Annotated in this window: 16 protein-coding genes; 13 read left to right on the top strand and 3 right to left on the bottom strand. The window is 52.3% G+C overall.

Annotation, left to right across the window (positions count from 1 at the left end; translation table 11 throughout):
• Nucleotides 1-9: 9 nt before the first annotated feature.
• The 13 genes from murD to ligA all read left to right on the top strand — a co-directional run bounded on the left by murD (nucleotide 10) and on the right by ligA (nucleotide 16,936).
• Nucleotides 10-1,365, top strand: a complete 1,356-nt coding sequence (gene murD, locus SAR116_RS11960) for a UDP-N-acetylmuramoyl-L-alanine--D-glutamate ligase (protein WP_013047206.1) — start codon at nucleotides 10-12, stop codon at nucleotides 1,363-1,365.
• On the top strand, nucleotides 1,358-2,482 hold the full coding sequence (locus tag SAR116_RS11955) for an FtsW/RodA/SpoVE family cell cycle protein (protein ID WP_013047205.1): 1,125 nt from the start codon (nucleotides 1,358-1,360) through the stop codon (nucleotides 2,480-2,482). The genes murD and SAR116_RS11955 overlap by 8 nt, the downstream gene beginning before the upstream one ends.
• Nucleotides 2,479-3,663, top strand: coding sequence for an undecaprenyldiphospho-muramoylpentapeptide beta-N-acetylglucosaminyltransferase (murG, locus tag SAR116_RS11950; protein ID WP_013047204.1), 1,185 nt, complete (start codon nucleotides 2,479-2,481; stop codon nucleotides 3,661-3,663). Before SAR116_RS11955 ends, murG begins: the two co-directional genes overlap by 4 nt.
• A complete protein-coding gene (gene murC, locus SAR116_RS11945; protein WP_013047203.1) occupies nucleotides 3,660-5,081 on the top strand; it encodes a UDP-N-acetylmuramate--L-alanine ligase in 1,422 nt (473 codons plus the stop codon). Before murG ends, murC begins: the two co-directional genes overlap by 4 nt.
• Entirely contained in the window at nucleotides 5,078-6,007 is a 930-nt protein-coding gene (gene murB / locus SAR116_RS11940) for a UDP-N-acetylmuramate dehydrogenase (RefSeq protein ID WP_013047202.1), read from the top strand. Before murC ends, murB begins: the two co-directional genes overlap by 4 nt.
• Complete coding sequence (locus SAR116_RS11935; protein ID WP_013047201.1) at nucleotides 6,004-6,912, top strand: D-alanine--D-alanine ligase; 909 nt, start codon at nucleotides 6,004-6,006, stop codon at nucleotides 6,910-6,912. Before murB ends, SAR116_RS11935 begins: the two co-directional genes overlap by 4 nt.
• On the top strand, nucleotides 6,900-7,739 hold the full coding sequence (locus SAR116_RS11930; RefSeq protein WP_013047200.1) for a cell division protein FtsQ/DivIB: 840 nt from the start codon (nucleotides 6,900-6,902) through the stop codon (nucleotides 7,737-7,739). The genes SAR116_RS11935 and SAR116_RS11930 overlap by 13 nt, the downstream gene beginning before the upstream one ends.
• Nucleotides 7,736-9,034 (top strand): cell division protein FtsA, encoded by a 1,299-nt coding sequence (ftsA, locus tag SAR116_RS11925; RefSeq protein WP_013047199.1) that lies wholly within the window; start codon nucleotides 7,736-7,738, stop codon nucleotides 9,032-9,034. The genes SAR116_RS11930 and ftsA overlap by 4 nt, the downstream gene beginning before the upstream one ends.
• Before the next feature lie 158 nt (nucleotides 9,035-9,192).
• Entirely contained in the window at nucleotides 9,193-11,091 is a 1,899-nt protein-coding gene (gene ftsZ, locus SAR116_RS11920; RefSeq protein WP_013047198.1) for a cell division protein FtsZ, read from the top strand.
• Nucleotides 11,092-11,231: 140 nt separating this feature from the next.
• Nucleotides 11,232-12,197: a UDP-3-O-acyl-N-acetylglucosamine deacetylase gene (lpxC, locus tag SAR116_RS11915; RefSeq protein ID WP_148212308.1), complete on the top strand. Its 966-nt coding sequence runs from the start codon at nucleotides 11,232-11,234 to the stop codon at nucleotides 12,195-12,197.
• 183 nt (nucleotides 12,198-12,380) lie between these two features.
• Nucleotides 12,381-13,175 (top strand): outer membrane protein assembly factor BamD, encoded by a 795-nt coding sequence (locus SAR116_RS11910; protein WP_238531157.1) that lies wholly within the window; start codon nucleotides 12,381-12,383, stop codon nucleotides 13,173-13,175.
• A gap of 6 nt (nucleotides 13,176-13,181) precedes the next feature.
• Nucleotides 13,182-14,843 (top strand): DNA repair protein RecN, encoded by a 1,662-nt coding sequence (gene recN / locus SAR116_RS11905; protein ID WP_013047195.1) that lies wholly within the window; start codon nucleotides 13,182-13,184, stop codon nucleotides 14,841-14,843.
• 2 nt (nucleotides 14,844-14,845) lie between these two features.
• Complete coding sequence (ligA, locus tag SAR116_RS11900; RefSeq protein WP_013047194.1) at nucleotides 14,846-16,936, top strand: NAD-dependent DNA ligase LigA; 2,091 nt, start codon at nucleotides 14,846-14,848, stop codon at nucleotides 16,934-16,936.
• Here ligA and SAR116_RS11895 read toward each other — a convergent pair.
• Genes SAR116_RS11895 through SAR116_RS11885 form a run of 3 tightly spaced genes read right to left on the bottom strand, consistent with a single transcriptional unit; the run spans nucleotide 16,931 to nucleotide 21,848 of the window.
• Nucleotides 16,931-18,685 (bottom strand): aminopeptidase P family protein, encoded by a 1,755-nt coding sequence (locus SAR116_RS11895; RefSeq protein ID WP_013047193.1) that lies wholly within the window; start codon nucleotides 18,683-18,685, stop codon nucleotides 16,931-16,933. The two genes, ligA and SAR116_RS11895, sit on opposite strands and share 6 nt — an antisense overlap.
• Entirely contained in the window at nucleotides 18,682-19,620 is a 939-nt protein-coding gene (locus SAR116_RS11890; RefSeq protein WP_013047192.1) for a 50S ribosomal protein L11 methyltransferase, read from the bottom strand. Before SAR116_RS11890 ends, SAR116_RS11895 begins: the two co-directional genes overlap by 4 nt.
• Entirely contained in the window at nucleotides 19,617-21,848 is a 2,232-nt protein-coding gene (locus tag SAR116_RS11885) for an ATP-dependent helicase (protein ID WP_013047191.1), read from the bottom strand. The genes SAR116_RS11890 and SAR116_RS11885 overlap by 4 nt, the downstream gene beginning before the upstream one ends.
• Nucleotides 21,849-22,035: the final 187 nt, after the last annotated feature.

The raw sequence follows: 22,035 nt of genomic DNA, 5'->3' as shown, positions 1-22,035 counted from the left end.
GGGCAAAGCATGATGATACCGCACAACATGTCAGGACAGCGCATAGGGCTTTTGGGCCTTGGGCGTTCCGGCATTGCGGCTGCCTGTTCACTGGCGGCGGCAGGCGCGGTTACATATGCCTATGATGATAAGACCCATAGCGACATACCATCTGGATGCACCGCTGATAACTTTATCTGGCAGGACTGGCAGGACTGGTCATGGGAAACACTAGATGCGCTGGTCATCAGCCCCGGCATTCCGCATCTGCATCCTAAACCGCATCCGGCGGCGGCCAAGGCCACCAGCATGGGCGTTCCAATCATCAGCGAAGTCGAACTGGCTTTGCGCGCCAAAAGCAACGCCCGACTGATTGCGATTACCGGCACCAACGGAAAATCGACCTGTACCGCCCTGCTGGCCCATTGTTTGACCGAGGCTGGCGCCAAGATTGCCGTTGGCGGCAATATAGGAGATGCGGCATGTTCGCTGGAAGATCCGGGCACCAACGGTTATATCATTCTCGAACTATCATCCTATCAGCTTGAAACCACACCGTCTCTGGCACCTGATTTTGGCGTTGTGCTGAACATAACGCCAGATCATCTTGACCGCCATGGTGGCATGGATGGTTATGTTGCGGCCAAGCAGCTTATGGTCACGGCAACCCGTGCTGGCGGCCATGTCATTTTGGGCAGTGATGATGCGTATGTGCGTGATTTTGCCAACACGAATGTTGCTGACACGGTTACTGTGAAAACGGTCACATCGTCAGATGCGCCCAAAGGCCGCGATGCCTCCCCTGCTCTCAAAGGTGCGCATAATGCACAGAATGCCGCCGCCATGGCCAGCATCATGCGCCTATTGGGCTATGCCGAAAACATGATTGATGCAGGTATGGCGTCATTTGCTGGCCTGCCGCATCGTCTGCAACCTGTAGGACAGACAGGGCATATCACCTTTATCAATGACTCCAAAGCCACCAATGGTGTTGCCGCGGCGAAAGCGCTGACGGCATTTAACAATATTTACTGGATAGCTGGTGGTCTGGCCAAGGATGATGGTATCGGCGCGGCAGGTGACGCCCTTGGTGCGGTCAAAAAGGCCTATCTGATTGGTGCCGCGGCTGATCTATTCGCCGGCCAGCTTGATGGCAAATGCGCTACCGAAATTCATCATGATCTTACAAGCGCGACATATGCCGCCTTTGCCGATGCCCAAAGCGTATCACATACAGCGCATATTCTGCTATCGCCTGCGGCCGCATCATTTGACCAATTTGATAGTTTCGAAGCCCGTGGCGATGCCTTTACCACCGTGGCCAAGACACTTTGCGCTACATCGTCCCGTTCAATGACCAGCTCTATCGGAGGTAGCTATGCTTGATCGTACAGATCGCTCGCTGGTTGGGGTATGGTGGTGGACTGTTGACCGCTGGCTGTTGGCATGCGCTCTGATTCTGATGGTTGTCGGCACCTTACTGGTGATGGCAGCGGGGCCTGCGGTGGCTAATCTTATCAGCTTACCATCACAGCATTTCATTGTGCGCCAGGTGATGTATCTTGTGCCCGCAATAGCCATTATTTTCGGCGTTTCATTGCTGGAGCCGCGCCCCATACGGGCGCTGGCGCTGGTCGGCATGGCAGGCACCATCGGGCTTATGATTCTGGCGATTGTTGCTGGCAGTGAAATCAAAGGCGCGACACGCTGGATTACGATTGCTGGGTTTAACCTGCAACCATCCGAATTTGCCAAACCGCTATTCGCCATTGTTTCAGCGTGGCTTCTGACCTTGTGGCGTGAAGGACAGGATTTTCCCGGCTGGATTTACTCGACCGGCTTGCTGGCCATTCTGGTGACAATTCTGGTTTTACAGCCTGATATCGGCATGACCGTTGTCATTACACTGACATGGGGTTTTCAAATGTTTCTAGCCGGCATGCCGCTGTTATTCGTAATTGGCGCTATCGCTCTGGCACCCATAGCCTTTTATCTTGCCTATCAGAATCTGAATCACGTGCAGATGCGCGTGGACAAGTTTTTCAATGGCGGATCATGGCAAGTCGATAAAGCACGTGAAAGTTTTGCTGAAGGCGGTTTCTTTGGCGTCGGACCTGGCGACGGACGGGTAAAGCTAAATCTGCCAGATGCACATTCGGATTTCATTTTCGCTGTGGCGGCCGAGGAATATGGTGCGATTGCCTGTCTGGTTCTGCTTGGGCTTTATGCTTTCATCGTTCTTCGTGGTTTTACCCGGGCGATGTCAGGCGAAGGCCTGTTCTGTCTGATTGCCGCTTCCAGCCTGGTCATGCAGTTTGGCGTACAGGCATGTATTCATATGGCATCATCAGTCGATCTGATCCCGACCAAGGGTATGACCCTACCCTTTATCAGCTATGGCGGATCCTCCTTGCTTGCCAGCAGTTTGACAATGGGGTTGATTCTGGCGCTGACCCGCAAGCGGACAGCGGCCGATAGTTTTGCCCGGGGGGATCAGCTATGACCCGCTTTGCGACGCTTAACAAGCCATTGATATGTCTTGCCGCAGGTGGCACAGGCGGGCATGTATTCCCAGCCATTGCGGTTGCCGAGACACTGAGCGCCCGTGGGTATCGAACCCAGCTATTCACCGATAAGCGCGGGGCAAAAATTGCCACAGCCAGCATTCAGGATGCGTTATCAGCACGACTTGGCGTGACCGTCATTGCCAGTGCATCACCGTTCCAGCGCGGCATCATCCGCCGCCTGAGTGCGCTTTTCAAACTTGGGTTTGGCGTCGGGCAATGTCTGCTGCATTTCTGCTTGAAACGTCCGGCTGCGATTATAGGGTTTGGCGGATATCCATCCTTTGCGCCTTTATTTGCGGGCGGGTTGTTGCGCGTCCCACGTGTTCTGCATGAACAGAATGCGTTTCTGGGACGAGCCAATCATCTGCTGGCTCGTCATGCAGGCAATCTGGCGCTCAGTTGGGAAGGCACCCGTAATCTGCCTGATAACATTCATATCGAAGTCACCGGCATGCCTGTGCGTGATGTGTTTCATCAGGACAGTGTATCTGCCACCTCGCAAAAACCAGCCCCCGCACATAAGGGTGAAAAACTGCATCTGGCTGTCTTTGGCGGGTCACAGGGCGCGGCTGTTTTTGCCTCGTTGATCCCCGCGGCCATAGGGATGCTACCTGCTGACATAAAAGACCGTCTTATGATAACCCAGCAAGCCCGCCCCGATCAGATTGACGCGCTAGTCGCGCTTTATGCCGAAATGGGCATCACCGCCACCATCGCGCCGTTCTTTGCCGATATCGCCAGCCATATCCGCCAAAGCGACCTGATTATCAGCCGGGCGGGTGCGTCGTCCGTTGCCGAACTAGCGGCTTTGGGTGCGCCAACGATTTTCATTCCTTTTCCCCATGCCATGGATGATCATCAGACACAAAACGCCATGCAGATGCAGAATCTGGGGGGCGGTCTATGCCTTGCCGAAAGCGGTTTGGACGCCAAGAGTCTGGCCAGGCACCTGACAGACTTGTTGAGTGACCGATCAGCGCTGACTGATATGGCGCACAAGGCAAAGCAGTTATCAAGACCAGATGCGGCGGCAAGCATCACCGATATGGTCGAAGCCTGTATCGAAGGGAACCCGTCTTCCACGTCCCCATCATCTAATCAGGGGGCTGCGTTATGAGCGAGCTACCTTTATCAATCGGTACAATGCATTTCACCGGTATTGGCGGCATCGGCATGAGCGGCATTGCCGAAATCCTGTTCGAGCTTGGCTATTCTGTTCAAGGTAGTGATATGTCGGAAAATGCCAATGTACGACGGTTGCGTGCAAAAGGCATTCCGGTCATGGTTGGTCAAAGTGCCGAAAATCTGGGTGACGCAGCTCTGGTTGTCACATCGACCGCGATTAAGGCCGACAACCCAGAAGTGGTAGCCGCACGGGCAGGTTTTCTGCCGATCGTGCATCGCGCCGAAATGCTGGGCGAGTTGATGCGGTTGCGCTGGTCAGTCGCCGTGGCCGGTACGCATGGTAAAACCACAACGACATCTTTGGTAGCAACCTTGCTGGATGGCGCACAGATTGATCCGACTGTCATCAATGGCGGTATCATTACCGGCTGGGGCAGTAATGCCCGGCTTGGTAAAGGCAAATGGATGGTTGTCGAAGCCGACGAAAGTGATGGCTCCTTTGCCAAACTGAAACCTACTGTAGCCGTGGTCACCAATATAGACCCTGAACATCTTGATCATCATGGCAGTTTTGAGGCGCTGGAAACCGCCTTTTTGAATTTTGTATCTTCCATTCCCTTTTACGGCTTTGCCACCTTGTGCATTGATCATCCTGCCGTTCAGCGCATGATGGCGCATATCAAAGATCGCCGGATCATCACCTATGGCATGTCAGCCAACGCCGATGTGCGCGCCACAAATTTGCGGGTTGAAGGCAGGAATATGCTGTTTGATGTTTTGCTATCCGATCGCCTCGTTGGCGAAATGGAACGGATTGATAATGTGCTGTTTCCAATGCTGGGCGATCACAATGTCCAGAACTGTCTGGCCGCGATTGCGGTGGCGCTGGAAATGAATATCGATGCCAAAAAGATCAAAGACTCACTGGCCGCATTCGGTGGGGTTGGACGCCGGTTCGAGACCAAAGGCGTCAGCGATGGGGTTACGATCATTGACGATTATGGGCATCATCCCGTTGAAATAAAAGCCGCCTTGCAAGCTGGCCGGATGATGTGTGGTGATAATAAGCTGATTGCTGTTGTGCAGCCGCACCGCTATAGCCGGCTTGCTGATTTATTTACCGATTTCTGTGGGTGCTTCAACGACGCTGATGACGTGCTGGTTGCTGATGTCTATGCCGCCGGTGAAACACCCATCGAAGGGTTTGACAAAGCCGCGCTTGTTGAAGGGCTTCGTGACCATGGCCATAAAGGGCCAGCAGCGCTAGACAGTCAATCGGCGTTGGCACAGGAGATCATGAACCGCACCAACAAAGGTGATCTTGTCATGTGTCTTGGTGCCGGTGATATCACCAGCTGGGCAGCAGCATTGCCAGCCGAGCTTGACGCATTGCGGGAGGGGTCATCGTGACTGATCTGATAACACGCCTTCCCAAAGTGCGCGGCGATTACGCCATGAAGGATGCTATGTCAGCGCATACCTGGTTTGGTGTTGGGGGTCCAGCTGATGTGATTTTCAGCCCTGTTGATGAAGATGATTTGTCTCATTTCCTTGCCCATTGCGATGCCGATATTCCGATTTTGCCAATTGGTGCCGGATCGAACCTTCTGGTTCGTGATGGCGGCGTAAGCGGGGTCGTCATCAAGCTGACCGATCATATGAAGCATATCCATCATGACGGCACGGTTGTGACCGCGCAGACAGGCGCGCTTGACGCCGAGGTTGCGCGTTATGCTTCCAAGGCAGGTTTGACCGGACTTGAGTTTCTGATTGGCATCCCCGGTACGGTCGGCGGCGGTTTACGCATGAATGCCGGTGCCTATGGCAGCGAATTCAAAGATATCACAATGATCGCGCACGGCTTTGACCGGGCTGGCAATCCGATCAGCGCCACACCAACCGAAATGGGCATGGCCTATCGGCATAGTGATGCACCTGCTGACTGGATCTTTACATCGGCAAGCATGCAGGCACGCCCCGGCGACCATGCCGCTATCCGTACACGGATGAAAGAGATTGTCACCAGCCGCGGTGATGCCCAGCCACGCGGCGTGCGTACGGGTGGAAGCACCTTTGCCAATCCGGACGGTGGCAAAGCATGGCAAGAGATTGATCGTGCAGGTTGCCGTGGGTTGGCAGTTGGTGCCGCTCAAGTGTCCGAAAAGCACTGTAATTTCCTGATAAATAATGGCGGTGCCACCGCCGAAGAAATCGAAACCCTTGGTGAGACCGTGCGGGCGCGTGTGCTGGCATCAGGTGGCCCAGATTTACGCTGGGAAATCCGCCGTATCGGTCGTGTCCTTACCACGTCAAAGCAGCAGGAGACATCGCAATGAGTGCGCATCCTAGTCGTGTTGCCGTTCTTATGGGCGGATGGACATCCGAGGCATCGGTCAGTCGTGTTTCAGCAAGCTTTTGCGGACAGGCAGCGCGTTCGGCTGGTTGGGATGCTGTCGAAGTCGAAGTTGATCGTGATATTGCCGAAAAGCTGGCCGAGATGAAACCCGACCGTTGCTTTAACGCCCTGCATGGACAGGTTGGCGAAGACGGCAATATTCAGGGTCTGCTGAACATCATGAATATTCCCTATACGCATAGCGGTCTGGTGGCCTCGGCGCTGGCAATGGATAAGGTGCTAGCCAAGATGATTATGACCACATGTGGCATCAGGGTACCCGCCACCCTAGCATTGGTTGAAGATACCCATGTCTATCCGGAACATGCCATGCAGGCGCATGTGATCAAGCCACTGAATGACGGGTCAAGTTTTGGCGTTGTTATTGTCAAGGATGGTGACAAGGCACCTGCACGAAGTCTGTGGAATACTGATACCCAGCTATTATGCGAACCGTTTATTCCCGGGCGAGAACTGACCGTTGCGGTGCTTGAGGGCACGGCTTTATGCGTTACCGAAATCACCTCTGAAAACAGCTTTTATGATTTTGACGCCAAATATGCCCCGGGTGGATCACAACATATTCTGCCAGCTGACATTCCCGAAGATGTGACCTTGCAGGCCTGTGAGTGGGCTGAAAGTGCCTATCGGGCCTTTGGGTGTCGCGGTGTTATCCGTGCCGATTATCGCTGGAACGATGTAACCAACCAGCTCTTTATGCTGGAAATCAATACGCAACCTGGCATGACAGCCACTTCGCTGGTGCCTGAACAGGCGCGCTTTGTTGGCATGACTGGTGAAGAATTAGTCAATCATCTTTTGGAGACAGCACAATGCGACGATTAATATCGAAGCCTGGCGTTTTGCCAACCGATAAGACCAAAAGATCAAGCTTGCGGCGTGAAACGCCTGCCCGCAAGACCAGCTTGCCTCGTTTGAAAACACTGTTTCTGGGGTTTGTCGGCTTGACGCTGGCGGCAACAGCAACGCTTGGCTATATGGATCGCGAGCGGCTGATTGACGAGATGCTTATGGCAACTGGTAAGGCAGGGCTTAATCTGCAATTCATTCAGGTTCGTGGACGCGCACATACCCCAACAGACATACTGGTTGCCGCCACCGATTTACGGCTTGGCGATCCAATTTTGGGCATCAATATCGATGAGGTTCATAAACGCATCAGTGCCATTGGCTGGGTTGAAGACGTTATTGTTGAACGCCGGATGCCATCGACCGTTCGGATTTCGATAAGAGAGCGCTTGCCTATGGGGCTTTTGCAAACAGCAGACGGGCATCAGCTTATCGACGCGCATGGCGTTATTATCAAAGGTGCTAAAGCCAGTGACTTTACCCATTTACCTGTCGTTGCTGGCGATGGTTCAGCTAAACATGCCGAAAAAATTCTGTCGGTTCTGAAAACCGAACCTGAATTGTTCGCCGAGGTATGGGCAATCAGTTATCAGTCAGGCCGCCGGTGGGATGTGCATCTGCGCAATGGCATAGAAATTCGTCTTCCTGAAGTTGAGCCACGGCAAGCATGGTCACGTCTGGCCGTCATGGAAAGACGCAAACAGATCATCAATCGTGATCTTGCCGTTATCGATCTGCGCATTCCCGAACAATTAATTGTCGAACCCAATATTCCAGTTCGCGGAAAGGGAAAAAGCACATGATTCTGCGTAATAAACAGAGCGCCTTACGCCGCCCATTTGCCGTGCTTGATCTCGGATCATCCAAAGTCACCTGTTTGATTGGTGAGGCCGATGGCAAAGGTAAAGTCCAACTTTTGGGACAAGGCATGCATGCATCGGCTGGCATGCGGCATGGCGAAGTCAGCAATCTGGAGCTGTTAAGCACCGTTATCGGAAAAACCGTTCACGCCGCCGAGCGTGATGCCGGCACATCAATTCAGTCGATGAGTATTGTTACGCCTGGCGGTATGCCTGTTTCGCGCCTTGGTAAACAGACACTGACTCTATCTGACAAGACTGTGCGCCGCCGCGACATGCAACGTTTGATGGCACGCGAAAATGATGCAGACACACCCGATTCGCATCAAGCCATGCATTTACAGACCTTGCAATATGACCTTGATGATGTGCGTGGCATTGCCGATCCTCGCGGTATGCGGGGTAGTGCGCTTTCGGTCGATTACACGATTGTCAGCGGCGCCCGCACAAGCCTGACCAATTTCCGTGAAGCGCTGGTTCTGAATCATCTCGAAGTTGACCGTTTCATTCATGCTGGTTACGCCGCCGGACTTGCCTGTCTGAGTGAAGAAGAACGTGACCTTGGCGGTGCCGTCATTGATATGGGTGGGGGCACAACATCAATCTCGATTTTCATGCATGGCAAGTTAATCTATGTTGACACAATTCCAGTTGGCGGTCATCGCGTCACCACCGATATAGCGCGCATCCTGTCCCTGCCTGTTGCCGATGCCGAGCGCATTAAAGCCATCGACGGATCGGTTATGCCTACCGAGTTGAGTGGGACACCGCCTGCCTCATTGAGCGAGGTCATGCGTAACGGCAATAGCGACAATATCGTGATCCCAACGCAAGGTGACAATATCGAAATTGGTGGCAAAAGCGTCGAGCGTAATCTGCTTAGTGCCATCATCCGACCCCGGATTGAAGAAATCATCGAACTTCTGACCTCACGCATAGACAATGCACATATGCAACATGCTGCTGGTAACCGTCTGCTTTTGACTGGCGGTGCCAGCCAGCTTACCGGCCTTGCCGATCTCTATGCCCACGCCACGCAGAAAACCGTCATTCTGGGGAAACCGCAAGGCGTAGATGGTCTGCTTGACGAAAATAGCGGCCCCGAATTTGCCGCAGCTATTGGCGCGCTGACACATGTCAGCCGTTTAGAGGAAAATGACCCGACCGACCGACAGACACGCACCCTGTCATACGGGCCATTTGAACGTATTGGTGCGTGGCTTCGTGACAATCTGTGAGAAAGGAACGGTTAAATGCCAATCACTATCTTTACCAATGTTTATCGCAGTCACACGCAAACCTATCGCGGGACGACGCAGCCTGTTGCTGCCCTGCCCCATATCGGCGTGCCTATGTACGCTTTTTCTAGACCAACCCAAACTGAAGGGAGTCCATCATGACTATCAATCTATCTGTTCCACAAACCATGCAGGAATTGCGTCCACGTATCACCGTTGTCGGTGTAGGCGGCGCAGGTTGCAATGCTGTTAACAACATGATCAACGCCGATCTGCAAGGTGTCGATTTTCTGGTTGCAAATACCGACGGGCAAGCGCTCGCGCACTCGCTCGCCAGCCAGAAAATTCAACTTGGAGGTGCGATTACGCAAGGACTAGGCGCTGGTTCAAAACCAGAAATAGGGCGTGCTGCTGCCGAGGAAAGCCTTGAAGAAGTAATGGCTGAACTGGCCGATTGCAACATGGTATTCATCACCGCAGGTATGGGCGGCGGGACCGGCACAGGCGCCGCACCCGTGATTGCCAAGGCGGCACGTGATGCTGGCATATTGACCGTTGCCGTGATTACCAAACCGTTTGAATTTGAAGGCCAGCGGCGCATGGGTCTTGCCGATGCAGGCATCGAAGAATTGCAAAGTTATGTTGATACCCTGATTGTCATTCCGAACCAGAATCTATTCCGGCTTGCGAATGAACGCACAACCTTTGCTGATGCCTTTCATATGGCTGACACCGTGCTACACCAAGGCGTATGCGGCGTTACCGACTTGATGATCAAGCCTGGCATGATCAATCTGGACTTTGCCGATATTCGCGCTGTTATGAGCGAAATGGGTAAAGCCATGATGGGCACAGGCGAGGCATCTGGGGAAACCCGGGCAACGCAGGCCGCCGAAGCCGCGATTAATAATCCGCTACTTGATGATACAACCATGCACGGTGCACGTTCGGTTTTGATCAATGTCACTGGCGGTCTGGATATGACTTTGTTTGAAGTTGACGAAGCCGCCAATCGCATTCGTAAGGAAATCGATCCAGAAGCGGTGATCATTTTTGGCTCGGCATTCGATGAAAAACTGGATGGCGTCATGCGGGTATCCGTAGTCGCCACCGGTATTGATGCTGCAAGTGCGAAAGCAAGGCCATCAGTAGATCAGCCCAAAATCGAAACAGCCAAACCGCCAATGACCACCAGTCCAGTGCAAGCAAATGCGATGGCTAGTGCGATGACCAATCCAGTGACAAACGCACAGATAACCCCGACACAGTCAGCAGATTCAGCCTCTGCCAGCACATCGACTGTGCGTGAGTCAATCAGTTCGCTTGCCAAGGAAGCTGATGATGAAGCTGACACTCCAGCGGCCAGCAATTCGCAGGACGCATCGGTAACCGAAACCGTATCAGCATCCGAAACGGACAGCACCGCTACGGGGCCTATTACCGAGAACACCGGTGAACCAGTCGAAACGCAGTTAGAGCTTACCGACGCGGTAGATGCGGCTACAGCTTTGAATGCAGACGTGAAAGCTGATACGCCAAATAATGTGGCTATGTCAGCCACTAATGAAGCCGGATCGGGTGAAGCGTCTTCGGGTGAATTAGCTTCGGGTGAGGCCGCAACCGTATCAAGCGCAACAGCCAAGGCCGATACTGCCTCGCTTACATCGCGCCTGATGCCACGTTTCGATCTGCAGAATGAAGGCAATGCCAAGGCCGAAGATGCCCCACGCAAAACCTTTATTCCAGCAGCACCAACGGCAATGCCGGATGAAGCCAGTGTGCCAAAGGCGGCCGAAACGCCAGCCCCGCGGCCAACCAGCATCATTAAGCAGATATCCGAATTGTGGTCGTCAAAGCCCGGCACAACGGATAGTCAGAAGCGAAGCGAGCCAAATGTGTCCGCGAAAGACAGCTCAGAAGACAAAACGTCTTCGGTTCTGGATCTGCCACAATCAGCCGTTGTTAAACCGGCTACAGATCCGGCACCAACAGCGCAGCTTGAACAGCCTGATGATGAGCTTGATATCCCTGCGTTCCTGCGCCGTCAGGTGAATTAAGCAAAGCCTACATCTGGTTACATTGCTACAATCTGTAACCAAACGTGATTTGAAGAGACCCAGATACATATGTAGGTTGTATCTGGGTCTTTTATATGTGCTTAGAAACAAGATGAAAAATATTGAAAAGGCTATATAAATTGAATTTGCAGGACAATAAAAAACCGATGTATATCAACCAGCCTTTCCAGACAACTTTGGTGGATACTGTGCAGCTTGAAGATATTGCTCTGCATTCAGGCCGGTTTGTTCATGCCTCTATATGTCCTGCAGAAGCTGGTACAGGTATCAAATTCCGCCGCATGGATGTCGAAGAAAGCCTGCAAACAGTGTCTGCCCATGCTGATTATGCCGAACAGGCACGCCTTTGCACCCGGATTGCCAACGCCGATGGCATAGGCCTGGAGACGATCGAACATTTCATGGCCGCCTTTGCCGGAATTGGCCTTGATAATGCTATCGTCGAAGTCGATGCAGGTGAAGCGCCGATCCTTGATGGTAGCAGTCAGCCAATCATTGATGCAATCAGACGTGTTGGGCTGAAAACGCTTAATGCGCGTCGTAAATATATCGTTATTACCCAGCCAATAGAAGTGCAGCTTGATAATGGTGCTTGGGCGCGGATCGAGCCTGCCGACCAGCTTGAAATTGACGTTGAAATTGATTTTGAAGACAAGGCTATTGGCAAGCAGAGCCTGCATTATATTCATTGTGATGGCAGTTTTGAGGCTGAATTATCTACGGCTCGTACCTTTTGCCAGCTGAGTGATGTTGATCTAATGCAGAATGCCGGTCTGGCTCTTGGCGGTTCGCTGAATAACGCCGTAGTTGTTGATAATGGGACTGTTATCAATGAAGGTGGTTTGCGGATGGAACGCGAATTCGTCCGGCATAAGGCACTTGACTGTCTTGGCGATCTTTATCTTCTTGGTCTGCAAATACGTGGCAAATTGACCGCGTCGCGTCCCGGACACGCGCTTAGCATGATGCTGATCAAAGCCATCTGGCAAAATAAACAGGCATTCCAGATCGTCAGTGACGGTGCTGTGACCAGCCAGTCAGAGGCTTATGTCATGCCCGAACTTGCCGCCGCCGCGGCTGTTTAGGCCAACTGGCCATCAGGTCATCTTCATTATGACATTCGATACTTGTGATATGCCGATAATCACAGTGGAATTTTTTCAACATCTTCTTTTCACCTGCGTACCAAGTCGCTATTGTAACGCGTAACGGTGGGACACGCCCGCCGATGCCTATGAGTGGAGCCTGTTTTGGTAAAGCATATACCCTTGATTGTCTTAGCAAGTACTGCGCTTTTGGTAGCAGGATGTTCTTCTACTGAGGTCGAAGAACAGGTCGAGCGCCCTGTCGAACAATTATATAATGAAGCGTTGAACACCGCCCTTGCAGGAAATGCCAAGAAAGCTGCGCCAAAATTTGAGGAAGTTGAACGCCAACACCCCTATTCATCACTTGCCGTAAGGGCGCAATTGATGGCGGCATGGGCATTTTATCAGGACAATAACTATCCACGGGCAATCGCGGCGCTGGATCGTTTTGTCGAACTAAATCCAGCAGATGAACGCGTCGAATATGCCTATTATCTAAAGGCGCTATGCTATTATGAACAGATCGTCGATGTGCAACGCGACGCGGAAATGACCAAATTGGCGATGCAGGCTTTTGAAGAATTGGTGCGGCGATTTCCCGACGGTGACTACTTTCGTGATGCAACCCTGAAAATTGATCTGACACGCTCGCATCTTGCTGGCAAGGAAATGGCCGTAGGTCGGTTTTACCTCAGCAAACAGCATTATGGCGCAGCACTGCGTCGGTTTGAAAATGTCGTCACCGATTACGACACCACCAACCAGGTGCCCGAAGCCCTATATCGCATGACCGAGGCCTATCTATCGCTTGGTCTGGCTAGCGAAGCCAACCGTGTTGAAGAGGTCGCAGTCTATAACTATCCGAAATCTATATGGACTCAACGTCTGCTGGAGCTTCGCGCCAATCCAGAACGTGAACTCGAAGCTGGCTGGTTTGAACGCACCGCCGAGTCCGTCGTAAATTTATTTGATTAGAGCCTCATGCTTCAAAGCTTGTCCGTCACTAATATCGTCCTCATTGAACAACTTACGTTGCAATTTGATGATGGACTGACGGTGCTGACAGGCGAAACCGGTGCGGGTAAATCGATCTTGCTTGATGCGCTGGGTCTGGCCTTAGGAAGCCGGGCGAATTTTGGCTTAATCCGTCAAGGCAGTACGCAGGCACAGGTAAGTGCAAGCTTTCATATGGACGCCAAACATCCAGTATGGGCTTTGCTGGAAGATGCCGGCGTTGATATTGACGATACATTAATTTTGCGGCGACGCTTGAAAGCCGATGGAAAATCAAGCGCTTCAATCAATGATGTACCTGTTTCGGTTGGCCTGCTACATAAGGTTGGCGATCTGCTTGTTGAGATTCAGGGGCAATTTGAGGGGCGTGGTCTGCTTGATGTTAGCCGCCATATCACCCTGCTTGATCGCGCCGCCGGACATCAGGAGATGCTGGACAAGCTATCAGACGCCCATGCGCATTGGATGCAGTCAAAGCGTAATCTAGCCACGGCGAAACTAGAACTTGATCAGGCGCGCGCCGACGAAGAATGGCTTCGCGATGCGGTTCATCAGCTTGACGCCCTAAGCCCTTCATCTGGTGAAGAAGCACAATTAGTTAGTGAACGTGACATGCTTGCCAATGTTGGCAAGATTGGCGAAACGCTGGCGCTTGCTGACCATGCCCTGACCGATGAAAACGGAGCCCAGGCCAGCCTTGGCAGTGCCATGGCTACGCTTGAAAAATCAGCATCACTAGCAGGTAGTGCGCTTGATAATGCCCTCGCCGCATTGAGCCGCGCCGATGCCGAATTATCCGAAGCCATCAGCGAGATCAGCGCGGTTGGATCAAGTCTGGAAGCTGACCCAAACCGGTTGGAATCTGTTGATGACCGGCTTCATGAATTACGCCAGCAAGCCCGTAAACATAACTGTAATGTTGATGGGCTGGTAGAAACGCATCAGCAACTTGCCAGCCGTCTTGCCGCGATTGAGGATTCGTCTGGTACGTTAGCGGAATTGGCCGATAATGAACGGCAATGGCGCGACTATTATACAAAAATGGCCAAGATAGTGTCCGACGCCCGTAAATCAGCTGCAGCGTTGCTCGACCGTGCGGTCATGGCCGAATTACCACCCTTAAAGCTGGAGAACGCGACCTTTCACTCACATATTTCCGCATTACCAGCGGATCAATGGGGTGCGCTGGGCATGGATATGGTGCGTTTTGAGGCCAGCACCAATAGAGGCATGGCACAAGGGCCCATCGACCGGATTGCCTCAGGAGGAGAACTGGCCCGTTTTCTACTGGCTTTGAAGGTTGCGCTCGAAGATAGCAACACATCACGGACACTGATTTTTGACGAAGTTGATAGCGGGGTTGGTGGCGCGGTTGCCGCAGCTGTTGGCGACCGCCTTGCCCGCCTTGGCGAACATATGCAAACGCTGGTAATCACCCATTCGCCTCAGGTTGCGGCACGCGGCGTTAATCATATGCGCATTGCCAAACATGTAACGGATGAAAGCGTTATTAGCGGAACCGAAACGCTGAGTGACGACGCGCGCACCGAAGAAATCGCCCGCATGCTGGCTGGCGAGCATATCACCGCCGAAGCCCGGGCAGCTGCAACCGCTTTGCTTGAGGGCTAGCCATGACACGCGATCATCCAGACCCCAGCAAGATGTCCGCTGATGACGCCGCACAAGAACTGGCATATCTGGCCGAGCGTATTGCTTATCATGATCGCAAATATCATGGCGAAGATGCCCCCGATATTTCCGATGCCGATTATGACATGCTGGTAGCCCGAAATAATGCGCTTGAAGCCAGCTTTCCCGAACTGATCCGTCCTGATAGCCCAAGCCAACGTGTTGGCACCATGGTGTCTGGCAGCTTTGGCAAGATACGCCACGCACAGCCGATGTTGTCACTGTCGAATGGCTTTAGTGCCGAAGATATTGCAGACTTTGTGACCCGTATTCGCAAATTTCTGTCATTGGCAGAAACCGATGACATTGCTTTTACCGCCGAACCAAAGATCGATGGCTTATCGTTAAGCCTGCGTTATGAGAAGGGTCATCTGGTTCAGGCCGCAACCCGCGGTGATGGTAGTGAAGGCGAAGATGTGACCGCCAATATCCGCACCGTTGATGCAATCCCCAAAACATTGCCTGACACAGTGCCAGATATTTTCGAGGTGCGCGGTGAAGTCTATATGGACCGAAAAGATTTTCTGGCTCTGAACGCTGATCAGGAACGAAAAGGCGGCAAGATTTTTGCCAATCCGCGTAACGCCGCTGCCGGATCGCTAAGGCAAAAGGATGTCAGCATTACGGGGTCGCGTAATCTGGCATTTTTCGCCTATTCAATGGGCGAAGCCAGCGCACCTGTCGCCGCAACGCATACTGACTTTCTGGCGGCTTTGCGAGATTTCGGGTTTTCGGTGAATGATTTATCGCGGCATTGCCTCTCGTTAGATGACATGCTGGCAACCTACGATGCTATCGGAAGTCAACGCGCATCACTGGACTATGATATTGACGGTGTCGTTTATAAAGTTGATCGGCATGATTATCAGGAACGCCTTGGACAAGTGGCGCGGGCACCGCGTTGGGCCTTGGCGCATAAATTTCCCGCCGAGCAAGCCGAAACAACAATTATCAAAATTGACATTCAGGTCGGGCGCACCGGCGCATTGACTCCCGTGGCAAGATTAACACCTGTCACCGTTGGCGGCGTTGTCGTATCAAATGCAACTTTGCATAATGAGGATGAAATAGCCCGTAAAGATATCCGGATTGGCGATCATGTCATTATCCAGCGCGCTGGTGATGTTATTCCGCAAGTGGTACGCGTGCTTGATGAAAAGCGTCCCGACGACGTCCAGATATTCACCTTTCCGGATCGCTGTCCAGTTTGTGACTCGGACGCGATCCGCCCCGAAGGCGAAGCCGTGCGGCGCTGCACCGGTGGATTGGCGTGTGAAGCACAACTTGTCGAGCAACTCAAGCATTTCGTATCGCGCGATGCGTTTGATATCGAGGGTCTGGGCGCACGCCAGATCGAACAGTTTCTGGAGCTTGGCTGGGTCAAAACGCCCGCCGATATCTTCCGCCTTGAAACACGCCGCGACAAACTAGCCACGCTAGATGGATATGGGGCAAAATCGCTTGATAATCTGTTTGCCTCAATCAATGCACGGCGCACGATCGGACTTGAACGCTTTATATATGCGTTGGGCATCCGGCAGGTAGGACAGGCCACCTCACGGCTTCTGGCGCTACATTACGGTGATCTGGACATGATGATGTCGGCACTTGATCCGGAAAATACTGAAAGCGAACATGAGATAGCCATCGCCGCGCTTGTTGATATTGACCAGATTGGTGATGCAATGGCAGCTGATATATGCCGATTTTTTGGCGATACAGCACACCGGAATATCGTAAATGATTTGGCATCCGAACTGTCGATATTACCACCGGAGCGACCATCTGAAGACAGTGCCGTCAGTGGTAAAACCGTCGTATTCACTGGGACTTTGGCACGCATGTCCCGCGCCGAAGCCAAAGCCAAGGCCGAAGCCCTTGGTGCTAAAGTGTCCGGGTCGGTATCGGCAAAGACAGATTATCTGATTGCTGGGGCTGATGCTGGATCAAAAGCGCGTAAGGCGGCTGAGCTTGGCGTCACTGTTCTTAGTGAAGATGAATGGCGGGCACTTATTGGCGCCCCATCATCATAAAGGGGCGCAAGCATTGATAAGCCATGCCTGGCATGGCGGTGACACATCAGCACCAATCTGCGACAACACCCATTGATGATATATATCAACCCATGCGATTTCCGCCTCGGACAGCATTGTCTTGTCAATCAAACGGCGATCAATCGGCGTCATTGTCAGGGTTTCAAACTCGATAAAACCGGCTGTTGATGCGGCCTTGACCGCAATCAGATTTTCAATACGAATACCCCATGACCCTGTCTTGTAATAGCCAGGTTCATTCGACAGCACCATACCAGCCGACACGGACAGGCTTCCGCGCTTGGAAATGCTAGCTGGCCCTTCATGCACTGACAGAACATGGCCAACGCCGTGACCTGTGCCATGCGCATAATCAAGTCCAGCAGACCAGATTGGCGTACGTGCTATTGTGTCAAGCTGCATTCCGGTCGTGCCAACAGGCACATGCGCCCGCGCCAAGGCAATATGCCCGCGCAGAACAGCCGTAAAGGCCCGCCGCATTTCGGCATCAGCATCACCAATCAGGATGGTGCGCGTTATGTCGGTTGTACCAAAGCGATAATGCGCACCTGAATCGAGCAGAAACAGGCTGTTATTCTGGATCAAACTATCCTGACCAGCCACCGCGCGATAATGGACAATAGCACCATTGGCACCACTGCCAGCAATGGTCTCAAAGCTTGGTGATATAAAATCCGGATGCGTCGCCCGCATCGACAGCAATTTATCAGCCAAGGCGCTTTCCCGCATCTGGGTGACATCGGCATGATCCAACCAGCATAGAAATTCCGCCATTACAATGCCATCAATCTGATGCGCTTTGCGGAACCCATCTAGCTCGACTGGATTCTTCTGTGCCTTTATCTTTGTAACTGGACACGGCGCCGTGACAATATTCACACCACTATCTGAAATAACCTGATGCACGGCTTTTGGCAAACTTGCAGGATCAACCATAAAGTCGCACCCGGCTATCGGTTCCAATAGTTCGTCAAGCTGTTCCAAGGGCACTACAGCCATATGTTCGTTCAGAACAGGCAGCATAGGCTGGCGGTCAGCCAATATGATCAAACCATTCTCGCGATGATACAAGGCAAAGGCCAATTTTACCGGCGTACAGGCAAGGTCGTGCCCACGTATATTTGCAAGCCAGTTAACAGCATCCGTACGTGACAGCAAAACCGCATCACATCCAAAATCTGTCAAGCTATCGGCTAACCGATCAAGTTTGCTATCAATCGTCTCGCCAGCAATATCATTAGCCATTGTACGAGCTGGTGTGACCTCGGCAATGGGGCGGTCCTGCCAGATCATATCAATGGGATTAAATGCCATGGCTTTTAACGACAATCCAGACTCACGCATCACAGCCGATAATTTGTCAAAGGCCGAAAGTGTAATCAGACGGGCATCAACACCGATCGTCCTGCCAGTCAATGTCTGTGTTTTCAGCCAGGAACCGATGTCAATATCCGGCATGGTATGGCATGACCACGCCGCAGCGTCGGTCTGTTTTTCCATCTGCAAACTATAGCGGCCATCGCTGAACAATGCGGCATGATCAGTAAAGACAATCGCGGTGCCTGCCGAACCAGTGAAACCCGAAATATAGGCCAAACGTTCATCACTAGCAGGCACTTCTTCGCCCTGATACATATCTTCGCGGCCAATAATCCAGCCATCAATATTATGCGTATCCATCTGCGCACGAAGCGCCTTTAACCGTTCGGAAAAAATCTGTGCTGTCATTCAGAGCTCCATAAAGCTGGCATCTGTCCCGCTTGTCGTGGACGCATAACCAGACTGGTCCATTCACCAATACGAATTTTTGCCCATAGGCGTGCACCCACCATACCATAAGCCTGCGCCACCATAGTCGCCTGATGATGCAAAATACCGGACAGGATCAGCCAGCCATTATCAGCCAGATGCGGCATTAGTGACGGTGCCATTTTACGAAGCGGGCCTGCAAGTATATTGGCCAGAATGATGTCATAGGGGCCATTTTGCCTAACTGAACGGCCAGAAAACCCTGCCGAAACACCAAGCCGCATCTGTGTTGGGGCAATGTTATTACGGATCCGGTTCGCCTCTGCCACTTTGATCGCCACAGGGTCATTATCGGCGCCCATAACCTTACAGGATGGCCATAATTTTGCAGCTGCCATGCCAAGAATTGCCGATCCACAGCCCATATCAAGTGTATGGCGCGGGGCACCACCCTTGTAACGGCGATCAATCATATCCATCGCCCGTAGGCAGCCCTCGGTGGTGGGATGCGTGCCTGACCCAAAAGCCTGCGCCGCATCAACCAGAAGCGGCAGACTTGCTGGCGGTGGGGCATCGTCTATATGACTGCCATATATCCAGAACCGGCCAATATGAAGTGCCGGAAAAGATGCCCGGTTTTCGGCAAGCCAGTTGCGCTGGGGTAATTGTTCAATCTGCACAGCACATGGTGCCAGCCCATGCTGGTCAAAAACCGGTGCTAACATCTGCGCGATCACACCTGCATCTGGCAGAAACAGGAACAAAGCCTCAATATGCCAGCGCTCTTGCGATGTCCGTACATGCGACGTGGCCTCACTTTCAAGAAGCTCGCTAAACACGGTTTCAAAACTGGCGACGACCTTTGCATCGGTAACGTCAGGCAGGTCAAGACGGACAGCATATATAATAGTCATGGTTTGCTCACAAATCCGGACACAACCTTTTTGTGACCTGCTTTATCAAACGAAATTTCCAGCTTGTCGCCTTCAACATTGACGACATTGCCCATACCAAATTTCTGATGAAACACCCGATCACCTCGAATGAAAGCCGCGCCATTGGTTTCAGCAACAAAGCGGTTTTCCGTCCCTTGTTGCTGGCGGTTAGCCATGCGCCGCCATCCGGGGCCATAACCTTGTTGACCAACGATATCTGATGCCCCGCTGATATAGGCTGGCGAGACACGACCAATACCCATACCCTGTGCCATATCTTCAATGATATTCTCGGCAGGTAATTCCTGAACAAATCGTGAGGGAATTGCCGACTGCCACTGGCCATGAACGCGGCGACTACTGGCAAAGGAAATATGAACATTCTTGCGCGCCCGGGTGATGCCGACATAGGCAAGACGACGTTCTTCTTCAAGGCCGATAGCCCCATTTTCGTCCATTGTGCGCTGGCTGGGAAAAATACCTTCCTCCCAACCTGGCAAAAAGACCGTGTCGAATTCCAGACCCTTTGCGGCATGTAATGTCATCAAGGTGACTTCGCCTTGTTCGGAAACCGTATCACCATCCATCACCAACGAAATATGCTCGAGAAATCCCTGTAGTGAATCAAAATCCTGCATTGCACTGACAAGTTCGGTCAGGTTTTCAAGACGCCCCTCGGCATCAGGCGATTTATCCATCTGCCACATTGTTGTATAGCCAGACTCGTCAAGCACCATACGCGCCAGATCGCCTTGATGCAGGCTTCCAATCTGGTTACGCCAGCGTCCAATATCCTGCACAAATCTGCCAAGTGCTGTGCGCGCAGCAGGTCGCAATTCTTCGGTCTCGACCAGATCAATGGCCGCCGCCAGAAGCGGTTTTTGCGAGGCGCGCGCTTGAATATGGATAGCCTGAATACTTGCCGTCCCCAAACCACGCTTGGGTACATTTATGATGCGTTCAAACGCCAGATCATCTGCCGGTTGCGCAATTAGCCGCAAATAGGCAATCGCATCCCGAATTTCCGCACGTTCATAAAAGCGCGCCCCCACAACCCGGTATGGCAAGCCAATGGCAATAAAGCGTTCTTCAAATTCGCGGGTCTGGAAACCAGCGCGCACCAATACGGCTATCTGCGACAGATGCGCACCATTCTGTTGCATCGATTCGACATGACTGGAAATCGATCTTGCCTCATCGGCGCCATCCCAATAGCCATTGACGCGCACCTTTTCACCATCATCGGCCGATGTGAACAACGTCTTGCCAAGCCGCGTTTCATTACGCGCAATGACCGTTGAAGCCGCCGCCAGAATATGACCCGTTGACCGGTAATTTTCTTCAAGCCGGACAGTCTTTGCCCCCGGAAAGTCGCTTTCAAAGCGCAAAATATTACCAACCTCAGCGCCCCGCCAGCCATAGATCGACTGATCATCATCACCCACACAACACAGGTTATTTCGTTGCCCTGTCAATAAGCGAAGCCAAAGATATTGCGCGACGTTAGTATCTTGGTACTCATCCACCATAATATGCGTGATGCGCCCATGATAATCAGCCAGCACATCGGGATGATGCTGGAAAATTGTGAGCATATGCAACAAAAGATCACCAAAATCCACCGCGTTAAGTGTCAGCAGGCGTGCCTGATAATCCTTATAGAGTTGTTGCATGCGGCCATTGGCAACATCACCCGCCTCGGCAAGAGAAATCTTTTCTGGCACCAATCCACGGTCTTTCCAGCGCGATATAACCCCCGCTACCATACGTGCAGGCCACCGCTTTGGGTCAATGTTCTCTGCCGCCATAAGCTGTTTGACCAAACGCACCTGATCGTCACTATCAAGAATGGTGAAATCTGATTTCAGACCAACCAGATCAGCATGCCGGCGTAGCATCTTGGCCGCCAAAGAGTGAAATGTGCCTAGCCACACTTGTTCGACCATCGGTCCAACCATATCACCGATTCGGCTTTTCATCTCACGTGCGGCCTTATTAGTGAAGGTCACCGCCAGAATATTCCACGGTTTGGCTGTACCACTGGCGACAAGCTCGGCAAGCCGCGATGTCAGCACTCTGGTTTTGCCAGTTCCGGCACCAGACAGAACCAGAAGCGGACCTTGAAGGGATGTAACAGCGTCAGACTGGGATGTATTGAGACCGGCTAACCAAGGACTTACCGGATTTTGATTAAGATCATTCATCATAAGCCCAAACTCGCAAATGGGCGCTATTCGGTCAATGTTACAAAGTCAATTTTACCATTAATTCGACATATAAGATGCCAGAACATAAATTCGGCGTTAATGGCAGTTCGAAATCTAGGCAAAAGCGACAAACGCACTTTGACACAAATATTGTTTGCGGTATCGTAACTTCATTATTGTAATGAGT

Source organism: Candidatus Puniceispirillum marinum IMCC1322 (assembly GCF_000024465.1).
GTDB lineage: Bacteria > Pseudomonadota > Alphaproteobacteria > Puniceispirillales > Puniceispirillaceae > Puniceispirillum > Puniceispirillum marinum.
This window is presented reverse-complemented; position numbering and strand designations above follow the sequence as displayed.

Coding starts and splice junctions, on each gene's coding strand:
- murD (WP_013047206.1), top strand. CDS start 10: ATGATGATACCGCACAACATGTCAGGACAGCGCATAGGGCTTTTGGGC.
- SAR116_RS11955 (WP_013047205.1), top strand. CDS start 1,358: ATGCTTGATCGTACAGATCGCTCGCTGGTTGGGGTATGGTGGTGGACT.
- murG (WP_013047204.1), top strand. CDS start 2,479: ATGACCCGCTTTGCGACGCTTAACAAGCCATTGATATGTCTTGCCGCA.
- murC (WP_013047203.1), top strand. CDS start 3,660: ATGAGCGAGCTACCTTTATCAATCGGTACAATGCATTTCACCGGTATT.
- SAR116_RS11935 (WP_013047201.1), top strand. CDS start 6,004: ATGAGTGCGCATCCTAGTCGTGTTGCCGTTCTTATGGGCGGATGGACA.
- SAR116_RS11930 (WP_013047200.1), top strand. CDS start 6,900: ATGCGACGATTAATATCGAAGCCTGGCGTTTTGCCAACCGATAAGACC.
- ftsA (WP_013047199.1), top strand. CDS start 7,736: ATGATTCTGCGTAATAAACAGAGCGCCTTACGCCGCCCATTTGCCGTG.
- ftsZ (WP_013047198.1), top strand. CDS start 9,193: ATGACTATCAATCTATCTGTTCCACAAACCATGCAGGAATTGCGTCCA.
- recN (WP_013047195.1), top strand. CDS start 13,182: ATGCTTCAAAGCTTGTCCGTCACTAATATCGTCCTCATTGAACAACTT.
- ligA (WP_013047194.1), top strand. CDS start 14,846: ATGACACGCGATCATCCAGACCCCAGCAAGATGTCCGCTGATGACGCC.
- SAR116_RS11895 (WP_013047193.1), bottom strand. CDS start 18,685: ATGACAGCACAGATTTTTTCCGAACGGTTAAAGGCGCTTCGTGCGCAG.
- SAR116_RS11890 (WP_013047192.1), bottom strand. CDS start 19,620: ATGACTATTATATATGCTGTCCGTCTTGACCTGCCTGACGTTACCGAT.
- SAR116_RS11885 (WP_013047191.1), bottom strand. CDS start 21,848: ATGATGAATGATCTTAATCAAAATCCGGTAAGTCCTTGGTTAGCCGGT.